This is a genomic window from Herbaspirillum sp. B65 (assembly GCF_000333555.1).
Lineage (GTDB): Bacteria > Pseudomonadota > Gammaproteobacteria > Burkholderiales > Burkholderiaceae_D > Herbaspirillum > Herbaspirillum rubrisubalbicans.
Map to the genome: position 1 here is coordinate 1 of NZ_BADI01000755.1, position 3,549 is coordinate 3,549.

Annotated in this window: 3 protein-coding genes and 1 pseudogene; 1 reads left to right on the forward strand and 3 read right to left on the reverse strand. The window is 53.3% G+C overall.

What is annotated here, in order from left to right:
• Positions 1 to 653 (reverse strand): annotated as a pseudogene (locus I5W_RS17805) (F0F1 ATP synthase subunit beta); the annotation flags it as partial.
• 603 nt (positions 654 to 1,256) lie between these two features.
• Here I5W_RS17805 and I5W_RS17810 point away from each other — a divergent pair.
• The gene (locus I5W_RS17810) at positions 1,257 to 1,733 is read left to right on the forward strand and encodes a 3'-5' exoribonuclease (RefSeq protein WP_044530227.1); all 477 of its coding nucleotides are present in this window, start codon (positions 1,257 to 1,259) and stop codon (positions 1,731 to 1,733) included.
• Positions 1,734 to 2,031: 298 nt separating this feature from the next.
• Here the strand turns inward: I5W_RS17810 and I5W_RS17815 are convergent, their stop codons facing one another.
• The gene (locus I5W_RS17815; RefSeq protein WP_050010691.1) at positions 2,032 to 2,580 is read right to left on the reverse strand and encodes a cytochrome b; all 549 of its coding nucleotides are present in this window, start codon (positions 2,578 to 2,580) and stop codon (positions 2,032 to 2,034) included.
• A 9-nt stretch (positions 2,581 to 2,589) separates the two neighbouring features.
• Positions 2,590 to 3,549, reverse strand: a 960-nt coding sequence (locus tag I5W_RS17820) for an ATP-binding protein (protein WP_044530229.1), incomplete at its 5' end; no start/stop codon positions are given.

Consider the following 3,549-nt stretch of genomic DNA (forward strand, 5'->3'; position numbering starts at 1 on the left):
GACGGCATACGGCCCAGCAGCGCGAACACTCGGTACCGGCCAGGGTGTAACGGTAGATGTTGTCGACGAAGAACAGCACGTCCTTGCCTTCATCACGGAAGCCTTCCGCGATGGTCAGGCCGGTTCAGCGCCACGCGCAGACGGTTGCCCGGCGGTTCGTTCATCTGGCCGTAGACCATGGCGACCTTGGAATTGGTCGGGTTTTCCAGGTCCACCACCTTGGCTTCTGCCATTTCATGGTAGAAGTCGTTACCTTCACGGGTACGCTCACCAACACCGGCGAACACGGACAGACCGCTGTGCGCCTTGGCGATGTTGTTGATCAGTTCCATCATGTTCACGGTCTTGCCCACACCGGCGCCACCGAACAGACCGACCTTACCACCCTTGGCGAACGGGCAGACCAGGTCAATCACCTTGATGCCGGTTTCCAGCAGCTCTTGCGAGGGCGACAGTTCGTCGTACGCGGGAGCCTTGCGGTGGATCGACGCGGTTTGCTCGTGCGAGACCGGACCGCATTCGTCGATCGGGTTGCCCAGCACGTCCATGATGCGACCCAGGGTCGCGGTACCGACGGGCACCGTGATGGGCTTGCCGGTGTTCGAGATGGTCAGGCCGCGGCGCAGACCGTCCGACGAACCGAGCGCAATGGTTTAAGCAATTGATCAATTCATTGCCCAAGAGATGTCTAGTCTTCAAAGGGGAGAAGGGGTGGTCAACTGCCAGAGGAACCTTACCAAGGTTTCCCGTACAGCCATGTTGGTTCAAAAAAAAGAAATTGCTCATCAAAGGCAATCTCCCACAACTCCATTATGTAATTTTTCCAAAAGATGGGAAGTTTTTCGCTCGGACAATAGAACTCAATCTTGAGACGTCAGATATTTCATCTAGGACCGCGTTGGCATTGTTAAAAATGGCTGTCCATAGAGCACAAGGTGTCACTCCGTCTGAGGGTCTTTGAGGCGGGGGAGTGTTCGAGAAAATCTGGGATATGCGGTCCGTTCGCTACTGGCCATGATGCGACGTTTACTTGACTGAGTTTTTCGAAGGCGAAGTCATTGAAGATGGACTGGAAGATTGACTAACGTGTGTTCTTGTCGATCCAAGACGGTGCTGTTGCCGTGAGTGCCAGGCCATCGCATCATCGTGGCTTGGACGATGCTGTCAACATTGCTAAGCTGATGCCGTGGGTATTGGGACAAGCCTCTCTTCAGGGTTCCAATAAGCCAGCGAATTCCTAACCTGACGGAGCATCGATGTCTTTCAACATCTTTATTGACACCGAATTCACCGACTTTCTCGATCCACAGTTGATTAGCATTGGCCTAGTGACGGAAAGTGGCGAGGAGTTCTATGCGGAGCTTCCCTATGAAGTCCGCGAATGCAGCGAGTTCGTCAAAGCGGCCGTCCTTCCTCTATTGGGATACGCACCGCACGCCGAAATGACCAAGGACGATCTCTATGTCCAGGTGACCAACTGGCTCAGGCTGGTAAGGCCGAAAGATCAAGAGGTCTTCATTTGCTACGACTACCAGACTGACTGGGACCTCTTTTATGACGCCCTGGATGGCCGCGTGCCTCCATGGTGCAGGCGCCGCCTCGTTGCTGATCGCATCAATGAGCTATTGCGTTATGAGTTTCATCAGGAACATAAGCTGCCTGAGCATCACGCCCTCAATGATGCCAGAGCAAATTGTTATGCTTTCCGTGAAGTTCCTTCTAATTCATCGTAGCCCTGAGACGGCCGTTCGATCTTCACATTGTTGAGCGCTGATCCATAAGGCGATTGGATAGCTTCCAATAACGGACATCGTCCATCCCAGCACTTATACAGGAAATAGCCTCCTATGAGGCTGCCAGCGATGCCTGATAGGGTGAATACCCAAAGTGATGCGTCGAAAACTTCATCTAAGCTAACTAAGTGAAAAATCATCTTAAGGGCACAGGGTAGATACCCTGCAATCATATGAAGCGACTTTGCATGAATTGCTCATTGAAGCAAAAAAAAGCATTCAATGAGCAGGCTGTAGACTATCGATTGCTTGAGGGAAGCATTCGAGTAAGGGTTCCATCTTTCAGAATAATTTGATGGTAGAGAGCGGCGCATACATGTAAGCCGATCAGCGCTAATAGTGCCCAGACCGACGCAATATGCCAATCCCCGATCGTGGCCAGCAGATCGGAATTTGCAGGGAAAATTGCGGGCAGCTGCATCAAGCCGAAGAAGGACAGGTTCCAGCCACGCTCTGCAGCATTCATCCAACCCAGGATGGGTGAGATGGCGAGAAGAAGGTAGAGTCCGCCGTGCACGAACTTGGCTGCAATTACGGTGAGGGTCACACGCGTATGGAGCGGTTTCGGCGCCGGACTGATCAGGCGCCAAACCAGTCTGGCCAGCATGACCAGGAGAATCAGCAATCCTACCGAGATGTGGAGACTGACCAATCCTTCGGGCGATTGCAGATCATCCACATCTGGCATGGTCCAGCCGATGGTGCATTGGGCGATGATGAGCAGCACCGTGATCCAATGGAAAAACTTGGCAACGGGCGAGTATTGTTCTTGAATACTGTTCGACATAATAGCTCCTTAGATTTCACTGACTTCGACTTCTATCTGGCTCACTAATTGACTCGGAATATTGACCGTCACGCGCAGGCCGGATTGACTAGATTCGTCACGAAAGCCAAGCGTGATGCTTGCACCCAACCTGTCTGCGATGGCCTTCACGATCGACAAACCTAACCCAGAACCGATCTGACCGCTGCCCAGCAACCGGTGGAATGCCTCGAAGATGCGCGCTCGTTCGGCCACCGGGATACCTGGCCCATTATCTTCGACAATCAAGGCCACGTTTTTATCGTCAACTTCGATTGCCAGATCCACCTTGCCCCCATTCGGGGTGTAGCGAACGGCGTTATCAACAAGATTTCTGAGGAGCGAAAACAGATCGAGCTCGCCAACTAACAGGTGGGCATCTCGCTGACCATCCACGCCGATATCGATTTGCTTGGACTCGGCCAATGGCATCAGGTCCTCCAACACGCGGCGATAAATGAACTGGACGGAGATAGGCGTAGCCACGGCGGAAACGGATGATTGGGCTTTTGCCAACGCTAGCAGTTGATTGAGGAGGTTACGGCCTCTGTCGATTCCTTCCCGTAATGCGCGCAAGCGTTGCCTTGCCTGTTCGGACATGTCAGCCTCTTCCAACCTTTCCGCCTGCAGAGAGATGGCCGTCATGGGAGAGCGTAGTTCATGCGCGGCGTCCGCGACGAATCGCCGCTGCGAGGCCATGGATTGATCTATCCGACCTAGCAATCGATTGATCGCTACTGCAAACGGTCTTACCTCGACGGGGAAATGACTTGCCTCTACCGGATGCAATTGCTCATCCTGGCGTTGGTCCACTTCCTTGGACAATGCCGCAATGGGACGGAACATCTTTCGGATCAGATCGGCGACGATCAAACACAGGACGGGGACCAGAAGCAAGAAAGGCATGATGGGTCTCAGCGCACCGTCTCTGGCGATTTCGTTGCGAAAATC